We start from the raw sequence: 19,472 nt of genomic DNA on the forward strand, positions 1-19,472 counted from the left end.
GGGGGGGGGGGGGGGGGCGCGCGGCGCCCCCCGGGGGCGGGGCGCGCCCCCCCCGCGCGGGGGAGGGGGGTCAGGCGGTGGTGGGGGACTGGGCGGTGAGGCCGGTGACGAGCTGGTCGCGGATGCGGGCCGGGACCTGGGGGGCGAAGCGGGCCAGGTAGTGGGTCAGGTGGGTCTGGTCGCCGATCAGGAACGGCAGGTCGAAGACCAGCAGCTTGCGCACCGCGAGCAGCGGCACGGGTGCGCGCAGCGGGCGGAAGGCGCCGTTCCACAGGCCCGGTTCCTCGCACACCGGGTGGAACTGGCCGATCATCAGGCCCTGTTCGACGAACTCGTCCTTGGCCTTGCGCTGGAGTTCGTCCAGGGCGGTGGAGTCGGCGCGGTCCAGCTGGGGCAGCACCAGCAGCACGGTGAGCAGCTCGCGGTCGCCCTCCTCGGTGAGGGGGGCCAGCAGCCGGTCGTAGTGCTCGCGCAGTTCGCCGACCAGGGCGGGCAGGTCGGCGCCGGTGCCCTCGCGGCCGGCGGCGTCGGTGACGGCGAGGTGGAACAGGCTGCGGCGCAGCGAGGGCTGGGTGTAGGGGCAGACGGGGCCGCTGCGGCCCAGGTCGGGGTGGGCGGTGGTGAGGAACTGCCGGGCCCAGTGGAGGACTTCGGCGGCCTCGGGGTGGGCGTGGGCGGCGCCGGCGTCGATCTGGTCGGCGCTGAACAGGCGCAGGGCGGCGGGGGCGAGGGCCGTGGCGGCGGGGGCGGTCATCGGGGGCCTCGCCACACCGGGTTCAGGCGCGGGCCGCCGGCGGGCAGGGCGATGGCCTCGCCGAAGCGGGTGAAGCCGGCGGTGCGGCTCAGGCGGGCGCCGGAGGGCGAGCTGGTCTCGGCGTAGACGGCCTGCCCGGCCCGGTCGACGGCGGTGAGCATGGCGGCGAGCAGGGCCTCGCCGGCGCCGGTGCGGTGGGCGTCGGGGTGCACGCCGATGAAGGCGAGGTAGTAGTGGGGGCGGTGGCGCGGGTGGCGGCGGGTCTGCAGGTGGGTGATGGCGGCCAGGCGGCGGGCGGACTCGGGGTTGCGGGCGCTGTCGATGGCCCGGTCCAGGGCGCGGGCGGCGGTGCGGTCCTGCTGGCGGGGGTCCTCCCACACCCCCGGCGGCAGGAACAGTAACGCCCCCTGGGGCGCGCCGCCCGCCTCGTCGTGGTCGTGGACGGCGAGGGCGCCGCCGTGGGCCAGGCACTGGTCGAGGTGGACGCGGAAGAAGGCGGGCAGCACGCGCTCGCGGTGGGCGGGGTCGGGGAAGGCCCAGCGGGTGAGCGGGTCGTCCTGGAAGGCGGCGGCCAGGACGCGGGCGAGCGGCTCGGCGTCCTCGGCGCGGGCGGCTGTGACGACGGGCGCGGCGGCAGCGGCGGCGGCCGGGGCAGCTGCGGCTGCGGCGGCGGGCCGTACGGGGGCGGGGGCGGTGGTCAACGCGGGCTCTCCTCGGCAACGGGCGGCAGGGCGTCGGCGGGAACGGTGGTGTCGGGAACGGGAGTTGCGGGAACGTCCTCGGAAGCGGGGGCGGCGACCGCCTCGGCGGCCAGTGCGGCCACCCGCGCGTGCAGGCGCGGCAGCCACTGCTCGGCCTCGGGCTTGATCAGCACGCTGCGCAGCACCCGCGCCCCGTCGGCGTCGGCCGCGAGCTGTGGGTGGCGGCGGGTGAGGTCGGCGGCGTCCACGCGCAGCAGGCTCAGGTAGACGGGGTCCTCGCCGTCGGCCATGCCCGCGCGCAGCACCCGGTCGGCGGCCGCGTCCACGGCGCTGAGCGTGGCGGCGCCGGCGCGCGGGGTGGGGAAGTAGGTGACGATGTCCAGCTGCGGCACCTGGTTGAGCGTCAGTTCCTCGCTGTCGCCGATGAGTTCGGCCCAGCGCAGGGCGGTGCGCCGCCCCGTCGCCAGCACCCGGCCCAGGCCGTCGGCGGTCAGCGGCAGCAGCTGCAGGGTCAGCCACAGGGCGGCGGCCGAGGCGCCGGCGCGCGAGCACTCCAGGCTGATCTCGCCCAGGTGCAGTTCGGCGTCGGTGAAGTAGGTGTACGGCGAGTCGTGGGCGAAGTGGCGCCCGATCGCCGGGTCGGCGAACAGCACCGCGCCGCAGCCGTAGGGCTGCAGGCCGTGCTTGTGCGGGTCGACGGTCACCGAGTCGCAGGCCCCGATCGCCTGCCAGGGCGCCGGGTCCAGGCCCAGGGCGGCGGCCTGCGCGGCGTCGCGGCCCAGCAGGGCGAAGAACCCGCCGTAGGCGGCGTCCACGTGCACCCGCGCCCCGTAGCGGCGGGCCAGCGCCAGCACCTCGTGCACCGGGTCGACGGCGCCGGGCCCGGTGGTGCCGCAGGTGACCACGACGGTGCCCACGCTCCCGGTGCGCAGCAGCTCCTCCAGCGCGCCGACGTCGATCCGCCCGGCGGCGTCCGCCGCCACCGCGTGGCCCTGGACGCCGAGCACGTGGCACATCCGGGAGTGGGTGTAGTGGGCCTGCGCGCTGTAGGCCACGCCCCGGCCGGGGTGGCTCTGGCGGGCCACGTACAGGGCCTCCAGGTTGGCGATGGTGCCGCTGGACGTCAGGTGCCCCACGTGCGCGGGCAGGCCGAACATGGCGGCCAGCGCCGCCACGCACTCGCGTTCCATGTCGCTGGTGGCGGGCCCGCCCTCGTAGGCGTGGTTGTTGGGGTTGAAGCGCATCGCCGTCAGGTAGCCCACCAGGGCCGCCGGGTGCGGGGGCTTGACCATCTGCCCGGCGTAACGCGGGTGGAAGAACGGGTAGTTGTGCTCCAGGCGTTTGGCGAAGCGCTCGAACGCGGCGGCGAACTCCGCCTCGTCCACCGCGTTCACCGGGTGCGGGGTGTACGGGCCGAACCGCTCGCCCCACCGCTCGGCCACCTCGGCCGCCCTGGGCAGCCAGTACCGCAGGTCCACTGGGGGCCCTTCCTTCGTGTCCGCCGCAACCCCCGTGCGGGGCCCGGTTCTTGAGGGTTCTTCGAGTGCGTCCCGAGCAACCGTGACCGCCCCGGCGCAAGCCGTCCGCAACATCCGCAGCTCACCGCCGTACGGCCCCGAACCGGCACCTTGGTACGGCCGTTGGCCCAAGCCGCACCCCAGTGCCGCGCGAGGAGCCGCTGCTGCAATCGCCCCCGGACCAGGCCCCCGCACCGGGGGATGGCGCTTGGCCCGCGCGGGCCGGACGGGGAGGACCTGAGGCGATGGTGACCAGACGCAGGATGATCGGCGCCGCCCTGGCGACCGGGGGAGGGGTCCTGCTGCTGCGCGCCACCGTGCGACCGGCCCCGGCGGACGCCGCCCACACCGCGGACGCCCACGACGCCACGGGCCACGACGCCCCGGCCCACGACGCATCGGCCCATGACGACGGGGCCGACCCCGGCCCCGACGCCGGCCCCGCCCTGGCCCCCAAGTTCGCCGTCGCCATGCCGCTGGCCCCGGTCCTCAGCCCGGTGTCCACCGACGGCGGCACCGACACCTACGCCGTCACCATGCTCAAGTCCTTCGCCCGCATCCTGCCCGGGCACCGCACCGAAGTCCTCACCTACAACGGCGCCTTCCCCGGCCCCGTCATCCGCGCCCGCTCCGGGCGCCCCGTCGTGGTGCGCCAGACCAACCTGCTCGACGACCCGGTCTCCGTCCACCTGCACGGCGCCGCCGTGCCCGCCGACTCCGACGGCGGCCCGATGAACCTCCTGGACGCCGGCGACCAGCGCACCTACCGCTACCCCAACGACCAGCCCCACGCCAACCTGTGGTTCCACGACCACGCCCACCACGCCGAGTCCGAGCACGTCTTCCGCGGCCTGTCCGGCACCTACCTGCTCACCGACGCCACCGAGTCCGACCTGCCGCTGCCCTCGGGCCGCTACGACCTGCCCATCGCCCTGCGCGACGCCCGCTTCGACGCCGCCGGGCGCCTGGTCTACCGCATGGACGACCCCGAGGGCCGCGCCACCATCCTCGCCAACGGCCGCCCCTGGCCCAAGGTCGAGGTCGCCGCCCGCAAGTACCGGCTGCGCCTGCTCAACTCCTCCAACCTGCGCTTCTTCTCCCTGCGCCTGGCCGACGGCGGCCCCATCACCTGGATCGGCTCCGACGGCGGCCTGCTGGAACGCCCCCACACCACCGACACCGTCGACCTCTCACCGGGTGAGCGCGCCGACGTCGTCATCGACTTCTCCCGCTACCCGGTGGGCTCCAGCGTCGTCCTCACCAACTCCATGCCCCCAGGGCCCGCCGAACACATCGGCGTCGTCCTGCGCTTCGACATCACCCGCGCCGCCCACGACCCCAGCTCCGTGCCCGAGCGGCTGCGCACCCTGCCCGCCCTGCCCGCCGAGGTGGCCCGCGAGCGCAGCATCGTCCTCACCGTCGACGAGACCCCCGGCGCCGCCCCGCGCGGCATGATCGACGGCAAGGTCTACGACCCCGACCGGGTGGACGCGGCCGTCGCCTTCGGCACCTCCGAGATCTGGACCGTCTCCAACGGCAACAAGGACACCCCGCACAACTTCCACCTGCACCTGGTGCAGTTCCGCGTCCTGGCCCGCAACGGGCAGCCGCCCGGCCCCGAGGAGGGCGGCCTCAAGGACACCGTGCGCCTGTTCCCCGGCGAGAGCGTGCGCCTGCAGGCCGTCTTCGACTCCTACCGCGGCCGCTACCCCTACCACTGCCACCTGCTGGACCACTCCGCGATGGGCATGATGGCCCAGTTCGAGGTCAGCTAGACCGCCGGTCCCGGGCCCGGGGGTCCCGCCCGCGCGGGACCCCGGGCCGTACGTACGGGTCAGGCGCCGTGGATGCCCTGGCCCGGCGTCAGGATCCCCGCCGGGTCGAAGCGCCGCTTGGCCCGCTCCACCCGCTCCCACAGGCCCCCGTAGTGCGCCTGCCAGTCGGCCCCCGTCATCCCCGGCACCGCCCCGATCAGGTACCGCTTGCCGCCGAGGGCGACCGCCCGCTCGTACAGGCGCCGGTTGCGCTCCAGCATCGCGGGGACGTCCGCGCCCGGCGCGGGGAAGGCCAGCAGGTCGAAGTGCCAGCCCACCCGGCCCTCCGGCAGCACCGCCAGCGGCGTGCGCACCCTCTCCCGCGCGTACGGGTAGAACAGCAGCAGCCCCGCCCCCAGGTCCCCGGCCGTCAGCGACTCGGCCGCCTCCCGCATGAACACCCCCACCGAGGACGCCGGCAGGAACAGGCTCAGCCACGGCTTCGCCAGCCCCCACAGCCCCGCCGAGCGCAGGTAGCCCGCGAACGCGTCGACCCTGAACGCGTACTCGCGCCAGGACTGCTCCACCACCGCGGTCTCACCCGCCACCGGCGCCAGACCCGCCAGCAGCGCCTCACGGTCCACCGGCCGGCCCGCCTCCCCGTACGCCACCAACTCGGCGGTGTAGCGCCAGCGCCCGCCGTCCGCGCTGCGCACCACGTTGCCGACCTGGAGGTCGAAGCGCCCGTCGGCCAGCACCTTCTCCTGGTCGGCCAGGTAGGCGTCCAGGTCGTCGTAGGCCAGGGTGAACACGGTGGAGCGCGCCGGGGCGGGCACCAGCGCCAGCGTCGCCCGCACGATCAGGCCCGCCTGCCCGCCGCCGGCCAGCACCGCCTCGAACAGCTCCCGGTTACGCGTGCGCGAGGCCGTCACCAGCTCGCCGGTGCCCGTCACCACCTCCAGCTCGCGCACCGTGTCGCTCTGCAGGCCGTGGTGCTGCACCGCCCCGCCGATGCCGCCCACGCTCAGCGTCCCGCCCACCGACAGGTGCAGGTAGTCCGTCAGCACCGGCGGCACCCAGCCCAGCGCCAGGCCCGCGTCCACCAGCTGCGCCCAGGTCGCGCCGGCCTCCACCACGGCCTCGCCGGGCTTCACGGAGACGATCCGGCCGAGCCCGCGGGCGTCGACCGCGATGCCGCCGCGCGGGTTGGCCTGGCCGTAGTTGGAGTGCGACTCCAGGCCGGCCGCCCCGAGCACGGCCGCGTCCCCGCTCTGCCCGTTGACGGCCACCGGGATGCGGTGGCGCCGGGCGAAGGCCACCACCTTCTGCACGTCCCGCACCGAGCCGGGGCGCAGCACCGCCCGCGGCGCGGCGGTGACCAGGTGCCCGAAGTCGCCGGAAAACCGCTCCAGGCCCTCGCCGCGCAGCGTCACCGCCCCGTCCAGGGCGGGCAGTTCGGCGACCTGCGCCCCGGGCTCGGCGGACCAGGCGCGGGCGGCGGTGTTCCACCCGACGACGGCGGCGCCGGCACCGGCGATCAGGGCGCGGCGGGACAGGCCTGACCTGCTCATATATTTCTCCGATCAGTCGTCACATAGGGATTGTTGTACCGCAACCATCCCGCGACCACCTACTGTCCTGTGCACCCCTGCTGTCCCTCCTGTCCTTCCCGTCCCTCCTGTTCGTCCAGGCGCCCGAGCGCGGCCAGCACGTACCCCTCGTACCCGTGCTGGTGGCGGGGCCCGTCGGCGGGGATGTGCGCCGCCGCCTCCAGAGCCTCGCGCAGCAGCGCGCGCCGCGCCGCGGGCAGGCCGGCCAGCCGTTGCTCGTAGCTGAGGTTCAGCAGGACCCTGGTGAGGTGGTAGGCGTGGACGCGGGGGTTGACGGCGAACAGCGTCCGGTACACCCACAGGCCCTCCTCCCCGTCCAGGGCCCACCGGTCGCAGAGCAGCAGCCGCACCCGTGCCCGCAGCACCAGGTCCTCGTGCGGACGGCCCGTCACCGGCTGCCCGCCTGGCCCAGCCGGCGCTCGATCTCCTTCAGCTGCGCCACCGGGTACTCCCACATCCGGCGCTGGTAGGCGGGGGCGTCGGCGGGGATGTGCGCGCTGGCGGCCCGCGCCTCCTCCAGCAGCGCCTCGCGCGCCCCGGGCCGGCGGGCCGCCCGCGCGCTGACCTCGGCCAGGTCCCGCAGGACGTAGGCCAGCCGGTACGCGTGGATGCCGGGGCTGACCGCGAACAGGATCCGGTAGACCCGCATGCCCTCCTCGCCCTCCAGGATCCGGTCGTTGTGGCCCATCAGCGTGATCCGCGCCTTCAGCACCAGGTCCGCGTGCACGTTCATGTTCCGTGTCCCCCTTCGTCGTTGCTCCCGTACGCACCCCGCCCCCCCGCAGCGCCCGGGCCGCGCCGGGGCGCACCGGGGCACGGCGGACCGCCGCGCCGGCCGTCCGGGAACGCGGGCGGCGGCGCGCAGGCCGTCGAGGGGGAGTGGGTGTTGCACGAGTGTGCGGCGCGCGCACCGGCCGCGGCAAGGCGAAGGAAGGGTGTGCTGAGTCCTACCGAACCCTGGCCTGACCTGGCAGGATTGGGGTCGGCACCCTCCCGGGGCCGGGCCGGGAAAACCGGTTGCGCCCCGCAGGCCGCGTGCGGCACGCTGATCGCGGAACAACCCCGGCGCGGTGAACACACCGGCGCCGCGGACACGCTGACGCAGTGCACAGGAAAGGGGAGCGCGCCATGGACACCAGCGGCAGTCGCTATCGCCCCCGCCCGCGCGCGTTCGGCTATCGCCCGGCGCGCTGAGCGTCCCCCCTCAAGCGTCCCCTTCTCCTTCCCGCGCGCCCTTGCGCGCCGCGGGCCGGGGCGTCGACGCGTCCCCGGGCGAGCTGGGCACTGGAGAGCCCAAGGGCCTGTAAAGCCCCCGCTCCGGCTGTGGCGGTTCGAATCCGCCCTCGCCCACCCTGTCGCAACACCCCGCCGCGACAACCCACTTCGCCGCCCCGCAGGTGGCCCAGCAGGCCCGCGCCGAATTGGCCCGGCACGGCCGGTCAATTCCCCACTACCGTAGGCACCATGACAACCGGAACCACCGCCACCGACCAGCCCGTGACCCTCGCCGAGGCGCCGCTGCGCCAGGCCCGCAACTCCGCCGCCTTCTGGGCCGCCACCGGCCTCAGCCGCGGGCACGAGGTGATACGGCGCCGCGGCTTCCTCGCCGTCGACGGCGGCGCGCGCGCCGGCCTGCGGATCCTGATCCAGGAGAGCGACCTCGACACGGGCGAGGTGGCCGAGCTGAGCGAGCTGGCCCGCCGGGCCGCCGGCCCGGTCAACGCCGAGGACCCGTTCAGCTCCACCGACCTGAACCACCTCGACCTGCGCAGCTGGCAGATGCCCGTCATGCTGCGCCCGCCCGTGTCCGCGCCCGCTCCAGCCCCGGCGTCTGTCGGCGCACCGGCGTTGGACGTCGTCCGGGTCGAGCGGGCCGAGGACCTCCAGGCGGCCGAGCTGGCCGTGATCGAGGGCTTCGAGCTGACCGCCTTCGAGCCCTACCGCCCCGGTGAGCTGTTCCCGGCGGCGCTGATCGCCCAGCCCGGCGTGGACGTCTTCCTCGCCCGGCACGAAGGCACGCCCGCGGGCGCCTGCGTCAGGGTCGTGGACGACGGGCTGGCCAGCCACTACTGGGTCGCCACCTCGCCGGCGTTCCGCTCGCGCGGCGTGGGCCGGGCCGTCATGCGCGCCTCCCTCGCCGACCTGGCGCAGCTGCCAGCCACCCTCACCGCCTCCAAGCTGGGCCGCCCGCTGTACGAGTCGCTGGGCTACACCGTCGCCGCGCCCTCCACCTGGTGGGCCTCGCGCTGAACCCCGCCGCCCCGTTGCCCGGCAGCCCCGCCGCACCGCCGCCCCGGCCGTCGGGCTAGCCTGACGCCATGTTCATCCTGGAGTTGACGTACACCGCCGAACTGGCGCGGATCGACGAGGCGCTGGCCGAGCACGTGGCGTGGCTGGAGGCCCAGTACGCGGCGGGCGCCTTCCTGGCCTCGGGGCGCAAGGTGCCGCGCGACGGCGGGGTGATCGTGGCGGTGGGGCAGGACCGGGCCGCGATCGAGGCGCTGGTGGCCACCGACCCGTTCGCGCGCCTGGGCCTGGCCGAGTACCGGGTGACCGAGTTCGTGGCCACCGTCACCGCCTCGGCGCTCCAGGCGTACCGCCAGCAGCCTCCCGCCTCCTGAACCCCCGCCGTTCCCGCCCGCGTGCCCCGGACCCGCCCGTACGGTTCGGGGCACGGTCGCGTTCTGGCTACGATCGGTGAGCGCGGGGCGAGGACGTAACGCGAGTATCGACGCGAGTTTCGTGGATTCGGCGGGAGTGGACGGATGGCACACGCACGGGCCGGGCAGCCGGCGCAGCCCGAGGACCTGGTGGACGTGGCACGGCTGGTGACGGCGTACTACGCGCTGCGCCCAGACCCCCAGGAGGTGGCGCAGCGGGTCGCGTTCGGGACCTCGGGGCACCGCGGCTCCTCCCTGGACGCGGCCTTCAACGAGGACCACATCGCCGCGACCACGCAGGCGATCTGCGAGTACCGGGCCGAACAGGGCGTCGCGGGCCCGCTGTTCCTGGGCGCGGACACCCACGCGCTGTCCGAGCCGGCGAAGGCGACGGCGCTGGAGGTGCTGGCCGCCAACGGCGTGCAGGTGCTGATCGACGCCGCCGACGGCTACACCCCCACCCCGGCGGTCTCGCACGCGATCCTGGCCCACAACCGGCGCAGTCCCCGGGCGCTGGCGGACGGCATCGTGGTCACCCCCTCGCACAACCCGCCGCGCGACGGCGGCTTCAAGTACAACCCGCCCAGCGGCGGCCCGGCCGGCTCGCAGGCCACCGGCTGGATCCAGGACCGCGCCAACGAGCTGATCCGCGAGGGCCTGCGCGGGGTCAAGAAGGTCCCCTACGCGCGGGCGCTGGCCGCGGCCACCACCGGGCGCCACGACTACCTGGGCGCCTACGTCGAGGACCTGCCCTCGGTGCTGGACCTGGACGCGGTGCGCTCGGCGGGGCTGCGCATCGGCGCGGACCCGCTGGGCGGGGCGTCGGTGGCCTACTGGGGGCGCATCGCCGAGGCCCACCGGCTGGACCTGACCGTCGTCAACCCGGTCACCGACCCGACCTGGCGGTTCATGACGCTGGACTGGGACGGCAAGATCCGCATGGACTGCTCCTCCCCGGCCGCGATGGCCTCCCTGATCGGCCGCAAGGACGAGTACGCCATCGCCACCGGCAACGACGCGGACGCCGACCGGCACGGCATCGTCACCCCCGACGGCGGCCTGATGAACCCCAACCACTACCTGGCGGTCGCCGTCGACTACCTCTACCGCCACCGCGCCGACTGGCCCGGGGACGCCGCCGTCGGCAAGACCCTGGTCTCCTCCTCGATGCTGGACCGGGTCGCCGCCGACCTGGGCCGCACCCTGACGGAGGTCCCGGTCGGCTTCAAGTGGTTCGTCGACGGTCTGCTGGAGGGCTCCATCGCCTTCGGCGGCGAGGAGAGCGCCGGCGCGTCCTTCCTGCGCCGCGACGGCGGGGTGTGGACCACCGACAAGGACGGCATCCTGCTGGCCCTGCTCGCCGCCGAGATCACCGCCGTCACCGGCACCACCCCCAGCGCGTACTACCGCGACCTGACCGCCCGTCACGGCGCCCCCGCCTACGCCCGCGTCGACGCCCCCGCCGACCGCGAGCAGAAGGCCCGCCTGGCCCGCCTGGCCCCCGAGCAGGTCACGGCCGGCGAACTGGCCGGGGAGAAGATCACCGCCGTGCTCTCCCACGCGCCCGGCAACGGGGCGGCCATCGGCGGCCTCAAGGTGTGCACCGACAACGCCTGGTTCGCCGCCCGGCCCTCGGGCACGGAGGACGTGTACAAGATCTACGCCGAGTCCTTCCTGGGCGCCGAGCACCTGGGCCGGGTCCAGGAGGAGGCCCGCAACCTGGTCGGCGAGGTCCTCGGGGCCTGACGCACCGACGCCCTGACGCCCTGGTGCGCGGCGGGGGCCGGGGTCGCGAACCCCGGCCCTGCGCACGGCCGTTGGGCGCGGCTGCCACGTGCGGCCGCCCCGTACGGCTGCCCCGCACGGCCGTCGGGCAGCGGCAGCCCCGTGAGGCCGCCGCTGCCTCAGGCCCGCGGCGGCGCCCCGGCCGCCGTCCCGGCTCCGGTCCCGACCTGGACTCCAGTCTCAACCTCAGCCTTAGCGTGAGACTTCGCCACGCTCCCGGCCCGCGCCCGCACCCCCGGGCGCCGGTCGCGGGTGGTGGCCGCCGCCGTCGCGCACGCCACCAGCGCCAGCACCGCCGCCGCCAGCGGGAACCAGCGGGTGCCCAACACCGCGATCGCCGCCGACCCCGCCACACCCCCGGCCGCCGTCCCCAGGTACAGGGCGCTGCTGTTCAGCGAGATCAGCAGCGGCGCGTTCGCCGGGTCGATCGAGGCCAGCCGGTGCGGCAGCGCCACCGACACCGCCCACCCCGCCAGCGGCACCACCGCCGCGTACGCCAGCGCCCCCGGCATGCTGCGCCCCAGCCACGGCAGCGCGGCGAAGGCGCAGGCGGCGACGGCGGAGCCGGCCAGCAGCACGGTGCGCACCCCGGTGCGGTCGACCAGGCGCCCGCCCAGCCAGCTGCCGGCCACCGACAGCACGCCGGTGGTGAGCAGGATGAGGCTGAGCCGGTCGGCGTCGCCGCCGGTGGCGCCGGCCACGGCGGTGGCGAGGTAGATGTAGACGCTCTGGAAGGCCAGGAAGAAGGCGAGGGTGGTGGCGGCTGCGCCGAGCACCCGGCGCGAGGCCAGCGGGGCCAGCCGGGCGGCCAGGGTGGGGGCGGCGGCAGGGACGGGCAGGTCGCGCAGCAGGACGGCGAGTCCGGCGAGCGCGGCCAGGCCGAGCGCGGTGACCAGCCACATCGTCAGCCGCCAGTCGGAGCGCCCGACCCAGGTGCCCAGCGGCACGCCCAGCGCGGTGGCCACCGTCATGCCGCCCAGCACGGTGGCCAGGGCCCGTCCGCGCCGCTCGGGGGCGACCAGGGTGGTGGCCACCGCGTTGGCGGTGGGGGTGTAGAGGGCGGCGCCGGCCGCGGCCAGCACCCGGGTGGCCAGCAGCAGCCCGTAGTTCGGGGCGAGGGCGCTGAGGGCGTTGGCGGCGCTGAAGACGGCGAGCGCGGTCAGCAGCAGGCGCCGGCGCGGCCAGCGGGCGGTGGCGGCGGCCAGCGGCGGGGCCAGCAGGGCGTAGCCGAGCGCGAAGACGGTGACCAGCTGGCCGGCGGCGCCCACCGACACGTCCAGGTCGGCGGCCACCGGGCCGAGGATGCCGGCCACCACCATCGAGTCGGTGCCCATGGCGAAGGTGCCGAGGGCGAGCAGGAGCAGGCGTACGGGCACGGTGGAGCCCCCCGGGGCGATCGTGTTGACTGTTGGACGGAGATGAAACAGTTTGACGCTCGCCAAACAATCGGGGATTGGTGGATGATTGTCAAACCATTCCCGCCGCCGCCCGCCCCCGCGCGGGACCCGAGGACCCGAGGACCGGAGCCGAACCCATGACCGACGACGAGCGGCTGCCCCAGCCCCCCACCGCCGACATCGACCTCGTCACGGTCCTGCACGCCCTCGGCGACCCCGTCCGCATGCGCCTGCTGCTCAGCTACGCCGACGGCGCCGAACACTCCTGCGCCCCCCGCGACCTGGGCCTGGACCACCTCCACAAGTCGACCGTCTCCCACCACATGCGCGTCCTGCGCGAAGCCGGCGTCACCACCACCCGCGTCGCCGGGCGCAACCGCTTCGTCAGCCTGCGCCGCACCGACCTCGACGCCCGCTTCCCCGGCCTGCTCGACGCCCTCCTCGCCTCCGCCGTCCCGGTCCCGGTTCCGGTTTCGGCCTGAGGGCCCGCGCCCGGGACGGCCCCGCCCGCCACGTAGGGTTCACGGCGACCGCAGGGAAAACGGGAAGGACGGTCCATGCCGATCAGGGGCGTGCTCTTCGACGTCGACGACACCTTGTTCGACTACACCCACTCGGAGGAGACGGGCATCCTCGCCCACCTGCGGGACCTCGGCCTGCTGGCGCGCTTCCCCACCCCGCAGGCGGCCCTGGCCCTGTGGCGCGGCGTCATGGAGCACCAGTACGCCCGCTACCTCGCCCGGGAGGTCACCTTCCGCGGCCAGCAGCTCGAACGCACCCGCCAGTTCCTCGCCCACCTCGGCCAGGACGGCGCCGAACACCTCACCGACGAACAGGCCGCCGACTGGTTCGCCGGCTACGCCGCCCACCGCGACGCCGCCTGGACCGCCTTCCCCGACGCCGAACCCGCCCTGCGCCGCCTCGCCCCCCACTACCGCCTGGGCATCGTCTCCAACTCCGACACCGACCACCAGCTGCGCAAACTGCGCGCCATCGGCCTGCTGGAGCACCTCGGCGACGTCATCGTCTGCTCCGACCAGCACGGCGAGGCCAAACCCGCCCCCGGCATCTTCCACGCCGCCTGCACCGCCCTGGGCCTGCCCCCGCACGAAGTCGCCTACGTCGGCGACAACTACGCCCTCGACGCCGAAGGCGCCCACGCCGCCGGCCTGCAGGCCTTCTGGCTCGACCGCGCCGCCACCCCCACCCCCGCCGCCGAGGGCATCCACGTGATCCACACCCTCCACGCCCTCGCCCAGGCCCTGGCCACCCCCGCCCCGGCAGCCCCGGAGAACGAGCCGCCCCCGCGCCCGCGCGACCACCCCGCTGCCCCGACCTCAGCCGACGAACCCGACCGCCCACTGCACGGAACCCCCGCCCCCCGCTGACCCGGCCCACCGTGCGGCGTCGTCGTCGGCCCGCGCGGGCCGACGACGGCAGAGGGCCATACAGCCCGGGGCACCGGCCCCCTGTGCGCCGGAAGTCGGCCCGGCCGACTTCTCATGCTGGATGAGGCCTGCGCCCCACTGCTCCGCGGGACCTTTCGGCGGTGCCCTTGGGCGCAGGAAGTCGACAGGTTCGACTTCCTGCGCGCGGGAGTTGGTTCTCTCGGTGAGCCCGGTGCGCACAGGAAGTCGGCCGGTCCGACTTCTCGTGCGGGGGCGCCATCGGGTTCCGCAGGCCTTTCCCGCGGGTGGCTTGCTGTGCGCCAGGGGCTGGCCGGCCCTCACCGGCCCGTCGGCGCACCGGAGTAGGTGGGCTCGGCACGCCGCACGCGTGACCCGCGCACGGGAAGTCGGTCGGTTCGACTTTTGGTGCGGTGGCGTTGTCGGCGAGGGCGGGTCGCTGCCGGCAGGGGGGCTGAAACGGCCCGGGGCGCCGGCCCCCTGTGCGCCGGAAGTCGGCCTGGCCGACTTCTCGTGCGGGGCATGGCCTGCGCCCCGCCGCTCTGCAGGGCCTTTCGGTGGTGCCCTTGGGCGCAGGAAGTCGGCCGGCCCGACTTCCGGCGCGCGGGTCAGGCGCCGAAGAGGGTGCGGCAGGTGGGGGTGAGGCCGGTGACGGTGACCGGGGCGGGTGGGCCCTGCCAGTGGTCGCGGGACAGGCGCAGGCGCTGGGACTCCACGACCTCGCCGTCCAGGACGTCGCGGGTGATGCCGTCGAGCCGGTAGCCGAGCTTGCGGGAGACCGCCAGCGAGGAGTGGTTGTCGGCGAAGGACACCGACGTCGCCGACACCGCGCCCAGCTCCGCGAACGCCAGGTGGAGCATCGCGGCACGCATCTCGGTGCCGAAGCCCCGCCCCTGGTGCTCCATGCCCACCCACGAGCCGGAGGCGATCTCGCGCCGCACCGCGAACTCCTGGCCCCGCATGTCCTGCACGCCCACCGGCCGCCCCTCGTGGAAGGCCACCAGGCCCAGGGCCCAGTGCTGCGCCGTCCAGCGCCCCATCCGCCGCCAGTGCATCTGCAGGACGTGCCGGGCGCGTTCGGCGGGCGGCAGCGCGCCCCACGGGGTGAGGAAGGGCCGTTCGGCCGGCGGGTGGATGCCGCGCGCGGCGAGGTCCGCGACCTCGCAGAGCTCGCCCTCGGCGGGCAGGCGCAGCTCCAGGCGGGGCGTGGTGACGCGCAGGCCCTTCAGCGGCCAGTGGTCGGTGATCATCGGGACAGTGTGCCGGGGGCCGGCCGCCGCCCGCACCCCGGTTTCCGCACCGGCCGCCGGGCACAAGGAACGCCGGGGCTAGGGTGGGGACCATGGTTGCCCCCTCCGCAGCAGAAGTGGCCGTGAGCGCACCGGAGTTCGTCAGCGCCCCCGCCCTGATCCTCCGCTCCCTCGCCTCGGACCCCGGCCGGCGGGCCGTCACCACCGCCGACGGTGCCGAGATCACCGCCGGCGACTTCGCCGCCACCACCTACCGCCTCGCCCACGAGCTGCTGGCCCGCGGCGTCACCCGGGGCTCCACCGTCACCCTGCTCACCGGCAACACCCCCGAGGCGCTCGCCGCCCGCTACGCCGCCGGCCTGGCCGGCGCGCGGGTGGTCAACCTGTACGACGGGATGAGCGCCCCGGTGCTGGCCGAGATCACGGCCAGCGTGGACACCACCGTCCTGCTCGTCGACGCCGAACGGTACGCGGGCGCCGCCGAGTTGCTGCCCCTGATCGACGTCCCCGCCGTCCTCACCCTCGGACCCGGCCCCGACGGCACGACCGGTCCGGACGCCGGACAGGGCATCGGCGAGGACGTGATCGCCGCCTCCGCCGACCGCCCCGCCACCGACCCCGCCGTACCCGTCGGCCCCGACGACGACCTCGGCATCCGCCACACCGGCGGCACCACCGGCATCCCCAAGGGCATCCTCAGCCTCCACGGCCCCTACCGCAGCGCCTTCGACGCCCCCTACGGCGCCCCCCGCCCCGCCGGCGAGGACCTGCGCCTGCTCGCCGCCACCTCCCTCGCCCACCTCGCCGGCGTCCTGTCGGACCTGACGTTCCACCACGGCGGCTCCGTCGTCCTCCAGCGCGCCTTCGACCCCGCCGAGGTCCTCGCCGCGATCGAGCGCGAACGCATCACCGACCTGTGGGTCCTGCCCCCGCTGCTCTACCAGCTGCTCGACCACCCGGCCCTCGCCCGCACCGACCTGTCCAGCCTGCGCCGCGTCTCCTACGGCGGCTGCGCCGCCTCCCCGACCCGCATCCGCGAGGCCCTCAAGGTGTTCGGGCCGGTGCTGGTCAGCGGCTACGGCATGTCGGAGGCCCAGAACATCGCCGTCCTGGGCCCGCACGAGCACGACCGCACCGGCCCCGGCGGCCAGGTGCCGGTGGGCCGCCCCCTGCCGGGCGTCGAGGTGCAGATCCGCGCCGCCGACGGCACCGTGCTGCCCGTCGGCGAGCAGGGCGAGGTGCACGTCCGCTCGGCCACGCTGATGGCCGGCTACTGGAAGCAGCCCGAGCTCACCGCCAAGGTGCTGCGCGAGGGCTGGCTGGACACCGGCGACATCGGCTACTTCGACGCCGACGGCTACCTCTACCTCGCCGACCGCCTCAAGGACCTGATCATCGTGGTCGGCGGCCACGTCTACCCCACCGAGGTCGAGGACCTCCTGCTCACCCACCCCGCCATCGCCCAGTGCGCCGTCTACGGCGTGCGCGACGACCAGCAGGCCGAACACGTCCACGCCGCCGTCGTCCCCGCCCCCGGACACCGGCCGCAACTGGACGACGTCCGCGCCTTCGTCACCGCCAACAAGGGCCGCATCTACGCCCCCGAGGCCCTCCACCTGGTCGACGCCATCCCGCTGACCTCCGTCGGCAAGCCCGACAAGAAGCGCCTGCGCGAGGAGGCCGCAGCCGGCTGAGGCCGGTGCCCGGCCCGGCGGGGGAGGGAGCCCGCCGGGCCACCGGGCGTTCACCGACCCGTACGGGGCGGCGCACTTCAACGGTGAGCCGGGCGCCACCACCCCGGTCCGCGCGCCCGCCGTGCCCTGGCGCCGGGACCGACGGAACAGCAGGGCAACCGGCCCGTGGCAGGATCACCGGCCATGCGCGACTACTTCCTCCAGACCGGCCACGGCGTGCGCTTCGACTGGGGCCCCGCCGGGGCCGGGCACCTCGCGCCCAGCGTCGCCGCCCTCGTGGTCGTCGACGTGCTCTCCTTCACCACCTCCGTCGCCGTCGCCGTCGAGGCCGGCACCCGCGTCCACCCCTACCCCTGGCGGGACGCGAGCGCCGAGGACTTCGCCGCCCGCCACGACGCCCGCCTGGCCGTCGGCCGCAGCGCCGCCTGCGAACGCACCCCGTGGACGCTCTCGCCCGCCGCCCTGCGCCGCGCCCCCGCCACACCGCGCCTGGTCCTGCCCTCACCCAACGGCTCGGCCATCTCGGCCGCCGCCCAACAGGCCGGCGCCACCGTCGTGGCCGCCTGCCTGCGCAACCCCACCGCCGTGGCCCACTGGCTCGCCGGGAACGGCTACGGCACGCCCGAGCGCCCGGTGGGCGTGATCGCCGCCGGCGAGCGCTGGCCCGACGGCACGCTGCGCCCGGCGCTGGAGGACCTGTACGGCGCGGGCGCGGTGATCGCGGCGCTGCGGGAGCTGGGCTGCGGGCCGCTGTCGCCGGAGGCGGCGATGGCGGGGGCGGCGCCGGCGGCGGCCGGGGACGTGGCGCGGGAGGTGTACGGGAGCGTGTCGGGGCGGGAGTTGACGGAGAGCGGCTTCGCCGAGGACGTGGCGGTCGCCGTCGAGCTGGACGCCTGCGCGCTGGTGCCGGTGCTCGTCGACGGGGCGTTCACCGCGCACCCGTGAGGGCGGCCGGCCCGGCCACCGGCTGCCTCGGCGGCGCCTGCGCGGGAAGTCGGCGGGGCCGACTTCCCGCGCGCGGGCTGCCCGGGTTGGGCGGCCGGGGCCCGGCCGTTCGGTGCCCCGGCGTTCAGGCCCGGGCGAAGGCGGCGATGTCCGCCAGCGGCGGGTGGTAGCCGTCGGTGGTGTCCACGTGCAGCTGCGGCACGGGCAGCGACAGCGGGGTGAAGTCGTCCAGCAGGTTGCCCGCCCCGGGCGGGGCGTCGAGCAGGGCGCGGTCGGCGTGGGCGCCGCGGTGGCCGCCGGCGGCCAGGCGTTCGGCGATGCGGCGCCGGGCCAGGTCCGGGTCCACCCGGCAGTGCACGACGCGCAGTGGGGTGCGGGCGGCGAGCGGTTCCAGGCCGGTGCGCCAGAGGCGGTCCTGGTAGGCGGCCTCGGCGACCGCGCTGACCCCGGCGTCCACCAGCACGCCCAGCACGGCGAAGAAGGCGTCGCGCACCGCCAGGTCGGGGGAGGGCGTCCGGGTGCCCGCGTGCAGCAGGCCCTCCTTGAGCTCGTCCCGGACGACCGCCGGGCAGCCGACGGCCCGGGCCAGGGCGTGCGCCAGCGTCGTCTTGCCGCTGCCCGGCCCGCCGCTCACCACGATCAGCACCGCTTGTCTCCCGTCCAACCCGCCAGCGCTGTCGGCCCGTTGGGGCTTCGTGCCCGAAACCTCCCGTGCCCGGGGCTCGTTGGGCCCGGGGAACGGAGCGACCGGCCCGGGCGGCGCGCTGCCGCACGGGCCCGTACCCATCGGAGGGGACCACCATCATGACCCAGCAAGGAGACCCGGTGCGCAGCGGCAGCCCGGACTCGGCGGTCGACCGGGTGGCCGACTTCTACGGCGCCTACGTCGACGCCGTCTCGGACGGCACCGACGACCTGTCGGACGAGCTGCGCGCCCACTACCTCACCGAGGACTTCCGCCAGCGCCTGGCGGCGTGGGAGGAGGCCAACCACGCCGACGGCGTGCTGCGCGCCCAGGACGTGCCGACGGCCTGGGAGGTGCGCTTCCACGACTCGGGCGCCGGGCACCTGTTCACCACCGTCACCCTCACCTGGGGCACCGGCCCCGACGCCGGGCACACGCAGCTGGCGGTGCAGAGCGACCTGAGCACCAAGCTGATCTCGGACATCGAGGACGCCCCCGCGGGAGGGTAGCGGCGGTGCGGGCCGCCGTCTGGGCCGGGTTCAGCCCAGGGCGGCGGCCAGCCGCTGGACGAGGGTGTCGTAGGGCCGGCAGTCGACCACCGGCAGGCCCAGGGCGCGGGCCCGGTCGGCGAGCCAGTGGGAGTAGCGGGCGCTGACGGCGGCGCGGGCGTCCTGGGGGCCGGCCCCGGGTTCGCGGTGGGCGTAGTTGGCGCCGATGCGCCGCGGGTCGCCCTCGTGGAGGAAGACCGCGCGCAGGCGGCGGCCGTGGGCGGCGGCCTCGGCGGCGGCGCGCACGGCGGCCGCGGGGGTGAGGTAGTCGCCTTCGACGACGGCGGGCACGTCCACGCTCAGGCGGTTGCGCACGACGCCGAGCAGGGCCTCGTCCAGGGCGTGGGCGGTGGCGATCTGCAGGTCCAGGACGCGGTCGGCGCCCAGCTCCCGTTCGGGGGCGCGGTAGGGGGCGAAGTGGTGCAGTCCGGGGTGAGTGGCCGGGGTGGTGGCGGCTTGCAGGGCGGCGACGACGTCGTCGAACTCGACCGTGAACGCGCCGTGTTCGGCGGCCAGGCGCTCGGCGGCGCGGCTCTTGCCGAGGCCGGACGCGCCGCCGATCAGCAGGACGTCCCAGGGCCGGTGGTCGGTGTGCATACCGTCACATTAGAGGAGGCCGGTAAGCGGTTCCGGGGGCCGGTGGGCTCTGTGGGGTGGGGGAGGCGGCCCGGCGGGCGCCTCCCGGCCAGGCCCCCGGCGTCCGGAAGCCGGCCCAAGGTCTGGTCCCGGTGCCGCCGCCCGCCCGCCCGTACCCGGTACGGGCGGG

19 protein-coding genes and 1 tRNA gene are annotated in these 19,472 nt (G+C 75.8%); 10 read left to right on the forward strand and 10 right to left on the reverse strand.

Translation table 11 applies throughout. The features are described from left to right. Positions 1 to 70: 70 nt before the first annotated feature. From ACFVXG_RS36330 to ACFVXG_RS36340, 3 genes are read right to left on the reverse strand one after another with little or no spacing between them, the layout of a single operon-like run. Positions 71 to 754 (reverse strand): DUF6875 domain-containing protein, encoded by a 684-nt coding sequence (locus ACFVXG_RS36330; RefSeq protein WP_387933954.1) that lies wholly within the window; start codon positions 752 to 754, stop codon positions 71 to 73. After that, positions 751 to 1,455 (reverse strand): GNAT family N-acetyltransferase, encoded by a 705-nt coding sequence (locus tag ACFVXG_RS36335; RefSeq protein ID WP_387933955.1) that lies wholly within the window; start codon positions 1,453 to 1,455, stop codon positions 751 to 753. Before ACFVXG_RS36335 ends, ACFVXG_RS36330 begins: the two co-directional genes overlap by 4 nt. Beyond that, the gene (locus ACFVXG_RS36340; RefSeq protein WP_387933957.1) at positions 1,452 to 2,933 is read right to left on the reverse strand and encodes a pyridoxal phosphate-dependent decarboxylase family protein; all 1,482 of its coding nucleotides are present in this window, start codon (positions 2,931 to 2,933) and stop codon (positions 1,452 to 1,454) included. Before ACFVXG_RS36340 ends, ACFVXG_RS36335 begins: the two co-directional genes overlap by 4 nt. Before the next feature lie 284 nt (positions 2,934 to 3,217). On the opposite strand from ACFVXG_RS36340, the gene ACFVXG_RS36345 reads away from it, so the two are divergent. After that, positions 3,218 to 4,747, forward strand: coding sequence for a multicopper oxidase family protein (locus tag ACFVXG_RS36345; RefSeq protein ID WP_387933958.1), 1,530 nt, complete (start codon positions 3,218 to 3,220; stop codon positions 4,745 to 4,747). A 59-nt stretch (positions 4,748 to 4,806) separates the two neighbouring features. Here the strand turns inward: ACFVXG_RS36345 and ACFVXG_RS36350 are convergent, their stop codons facing one another. The 3 genes from ACFVXG_RS36350 to ACFVXG_RS36360 are packed head-to-tail and all read right to left on the reverse strand — an operon-like array spanning position 4,807 to position 7,069. Beyond that, positions 4,807 to 6,297 (reverse strand): FAD-binding protein, encoded by a 1,491-nt coding sequence (locus ACFVXG_RS36350; protein WP_387933960.1) that lies wholly within the window; start codon positions 6,295 to 6,297, stop codon positions 4,807 to 4,809. Between the two features lie 59 nt (positions 6,298 to 6,356). Continuing rightward, positions 6,357 to 6,728, reverse strand: a complete 372-nt coding sequence (locus ACFVXG_RS36355) for a hypothetical protein (protein WP_387933961.1) — start codon at positions 6,726 to 6,728, stop codon at positions 6,357 to 6,359. After that, the gene (locus ACFVXG_RS36360; RefSeq protein ID WP_387933963.1) at positions 6,725 to 7,069 is read right to left on the reverse strand and encodes a hypothetical protein; all 345 of its coding nucleotides are present in this window, start codon (positions 7,067 to 7,069) and stop codon (positions 6,725 to 6,727) included. Before ACFVXG_RS36360 ends, ACFVXG_RS36355 begins: the two co-directional genes overlap by 4 nt. Before the next feature lie 537 nt (positions 7,070 to 7,606). Here ACFVXG_RS36360 and ACFVXG_RS36365 point away from each other — a divergent pair. From ACFVXG_RS36365 to pgm, 4 genes are all read left to right on the forward strand, one after another. Continuing rightward, positions 7,607 to 7,686 (forward strand) — tRNA-Tyr (locus ACFVXG_RS36365). A gap of 114 nt (positions 7,687 to 7,800) precedes the next feature. Next, the gene (locus ACFVXG_RS36370; RefSeq protein WP_387933965.1) at positions 7,801 to 8,586 is read left to right on the forward strand and encodes a GNAT family N-acetyltransferase; all 786 of its coding nucleotides are present in this window, start codon (positions 7,801 to 7,803) and stop codon (positions 8,584 to 8,586) included. A 68-nt stretch (positions 8,587 to 8,654) separates the two neighbouring features. Continuing rightward, the gene (locus tag ACFVXG_RS36375; protein ID WP_387933967.1) at positions 8,655 to 8,957 is read left to right on the forward strand and encodes a YciI family protein; all 303 of its coding nucleotides are present in this window, start codon (positions 8,655 to 8,657) and stop codon (positions 8,955 to 8,957) included. Positions 8,958 to 9,101: 144 nt separating this feature from the next. Further along, the gene (pgm, locus tag ACFVXG_RS36380) at positions 9,102 to 10,742 is read left to right on the forward strand and encodes a phosphoglucomutase (alpha-D-glucose-1,6-bisphosphate-dependent) (protein ID WP_387933969.1); all 1,641 of its coding nucleotides are present in this window, start codon (positions 9,102 to 9,104) and stop codon (positions 10,740 to 10,742) included. Between the two features lie 158 nt (positions 10,743 to 10,900). Here the strand turns inward: pgm and ACFVXG_RS36385 are convergent, their stop codons facing one another. Beyond that, positions 10,901 to 12,157, reverse strand: a complete 1,257-nt coding sequence (locus ACFVXG_RS36385) for an MFS transporter (protein WP_387933970.1) — start codon at positions 12,155 to 12,157, stop codon at positions 10,901 to 10,903. 158 nt (positions 12,158 to 12,315) lie between these two features. Between ACFVXG_RS36385 and ACFVXG_RS36390 the strand changes: the two genes are divergently transcribed. Continuing rightward, positions 12,316 to 12,660, forward strand: coding sequence for an ArsR/SmtB family transcription factor (locus ACFVXG_RS36390; protein WP_387933972.1), 345 nt, complete (start codon positions 12,316 to 12,318; stop codon positions 12,658 to 12,660). Positions 12,661 to 12,735: 75 nt separating this feature from the next. After that, a complete protein-coding gene (locus tag ACFVXG_RS36395) occupies positions 12,736 to 13,566 on the forward strand; it encodes an HAD family hydrolase (protein ID WP_387933974.1) in 831 nt (276 codons plus the stop codon). 626 nt (positions 13,567 to 14,192) lie between these two features. Here ACFVXG_RS36395 and ACFVXG_RS36400 read toward each other — a convergent pair. Further along, on the reverse strand, positions 14,193 to 14,834 hold the full coding sequence (locus ACFVXG_RS36400; protein WP_387933976.1) for a GNAT family N-acetyltransferase: 642 nt from the start codon (positions 14,832 to 14,834) through the stop codon (positions 14,193 to 14,195). Between the two features lie 92 nt (positions 14,835 to 14,926). On the opposite strand from ACFVXG_RS36400, the gene ACFVXG_RS36405 reads away from it, so the two are divergent. Together ACFVXG_RS36405 and ACFVXG_RS36410 are read left to right on the forward strand one after the other, a co-directional pair. Beyond that, on the forward strand, positions 14,927 to 16,528 hold the full coding sequence (locus tag ACFVXG_RS36405; protein WP_387933978.1) for an AMP-binding protein: 1,602 nt from the start codon (positions 14,927 to 14,929) through the stop codon (positions 16,526 to 16,528). Between the two features lie 183 nt (positions 16,529 to 16,711). Beyond that, complete coding sequence (locus ACFVXG_RS36410; RefSeq protein WP_387933980.1) at positions 16,712 to 17,473, forward strand: 2-phosphosulfolactate phosphatase; 762 nt, start codon at positions 16,712 to 16,714, stop codon at positions 17,471 to 17,473. Positions 17,474 to 17,597: 124 nt separating this feature from the next. Here the strand turns inward: ACFVXG_RS36410 and ACFVXG_RS36415 are convergent, their stop codons facing one another. Beyond that, entirely contained in the window at positions 17,598 to 18,119 is a 522-nt protein-coding gene (locus ACFVXG_RS36415; protein WP_387933982.1) for an AAA family ATPase, read from the reverse strand. Positions 18,120 to 18,277: 158 nt separating this feature from the next. Between ACFVXG_RS36415 and ACFVXG_RS36420 the strand changes: the two genes are divergently transcribed. Beyond that, complete coding sequence (locus ACFVXG_RS36420) at positions 18,278 to 18,667, forward strand: hypothetical protein (protein ID WP_387933984.1); 390 nt, start codon at positions 18,278 to 18,280, stop codon at positions 18,665 to 18,667. Positions 18,668 to 18,697: 30 nt separating this feature from the next. On the opposite strand, the gene ACFVXG_RS36425 is transcribed toward ACFVXG_RS36420, so the two are convergent. Then, on the reverse strand, positions 18,698 to 19,303 hold the full coding sequence (locus ACFVXG_RS36425; protein WP_387933986.1) for an AAA family ATPase: 606 nt from the start codon (positions 19,301 to 19,303) through the stop codon (positions 18,698 to 18,700). Positions 19,304 to 19,472 lie beyond the last annotated feature (169 nt).

Source organism: Kitasatospora sp. NPDC058162 (genome assembly GCF_042884005.1).
Taxonomy (GTDB): domain Bacteria; phylum Actinomycetota; class Actinomycetes; order Streptomycetales; family Streptomycetaceae; genus Kitasatospora.